Source organism: Streptomyces sp. CB01881 (assembly GCF_002953255.1).
Lineage (GTDB): Bacteria > Actinomycetota > Actinomycetes > Streptomycetales > Streptomycetaceae > Kitasatospora.
Genome location: NZ_CP026498.1, coordinates 10,543,866 through 10,545,298 on the forward strand (window position 1 = coordinate 10,543,866; position 1,433 = coordinate 10,545,298).

Consider the following 1,433-nt stretch of genomic DNA (forward strand, 5'->3'; position numbering starts at 1 on the left):
CCGGGTCTCCGAAGGCCTTGTTCATCTCCTCGTAGACGCGCTGCGGCTTCATCGGGATGTTGTCGAAGTGCGTGCGGCGCAGCAGGGTGGCCTTGCGCTCCTGCGCGGACGCGGCCCAGGCGCCGAAGTCGGGCAGCGTGCCCGCGGCCTTGAGCTCCTTGGCGACCTCGATGAAGAGCTCCAGCGCGGCCTTGGCGTCGGAGACGACGCCGTAGTCCGGGGCGAAGATCTTGCCGATCTGGGTGGGCTCGATGTCGACGTGGACGAACTTGCGGCCCTTGGTGTACGCCTCCAGGTTGTACCCGGTGTGGCGGTTGGCCCAGCGGTTGCCGATGCCGAGGACGAAGTCCGACTCCAGGAAGGTCGCGTTGCCGTAGCGGTGCGAGGTCTGGACGCCGACCATGCCGGCGCTCAGCTCGTGGTCGTCGGGGATGGTGCCCCAGCCCATCAGGGTCGAGATGACCGGGACGCCGGTCAGCTCGGCGAACTCGACCAGCAGGTCGGAGGCGTCGGCGTTGATGATGCCGCCGCCGGCGACGATCAGCGGGCGCTCGGACTCCAGCAGGAACCGGATCGCCTTCTCGGCCTGGGCGCGCGAGGCCTGCGGCTTGTAGACCGGCAGCGGCTGGTACGTCTCGGGGTCGAACTCGATCTCGGTCTGCTGGACGTCGATCGGCAGGTCGATGAGGACCGGGCCCGGACGGCCGGAGCGCATCAGGTGGAAGGCCTCCTGGAAGACGCCCGGGACCTGGGCGGCCTCCAGGACGGTGGTGGCCTTCTTGGTGACCGGCTTGGCGATCGAGGCGATGTCGACGGCCTGGAAGTCCTCCTTGTGCAGCTTGGAGACCGGGGCCTGGCCGGTGATGCACAGGATCGGGATCGAGTCGGCGATCGCCGAGTAGAGGCCGGTGATCATGTCGGTGCCGGCCGGGCCGGAGGTGCCGATGCAGACACCGATGTTGCCGGCCTTGGCGCGGGTGTAGCCCTCCGCCATGTGGGAGGCGCCCTCGACGTGGCGGGCCAGCGTGTGCCGGATGCCGCCGCCCTCCTTGAGCGCCTTGTAGAAGGGGTTGATCGCGGCGCCCGGCACGCCGAACGCGACCTCAACGCCTTCGAGCTTGAGGATCTCCACTGCCGCGCGGGCGGCTGTCATACGAGGCATCGGGTTTCTCCTGCGTCGGCCCGCAGTGGGTCGGAGGGCTCATCTCCAGAATTCCACCATACGGAAGAACGGTTTCTGTATGCGGAAACAAAGTAAGGCGGCGCCTGGCGAGGCGTCAAGGGGAGTTTCAACAGAATGTGGAAGCCGGCTGTTCGGCGGAAACCGCAGGTCGCGAGTGGCGGGCGGCGGTCATGGGGGTGGGCCGGATGCGGTGCCGGGGTGTGGGCCGGGCGGGGTGCCGGGGTGTCGTGCCGGGGCGGGGTGCCGGCCG

1 protein-coding gene is annotated in these 1,433 nt (G+C 68.9%); it reads right to left on the reverse strand.

Annotated elements, in window-relative coordinates; translation table 11 throughout:
* A partial coding sequence (gene gcl / locus C2142_RS40935; RefSeq protein ID WP_241003331.1) for a glyoxylate carboligase occupies positions 1–1,153 on the reverse strand: 1,153 nt, incomplete at its 3' end.
* Positions 1,154–1,433: the final 280 nt, after the last annotated feature.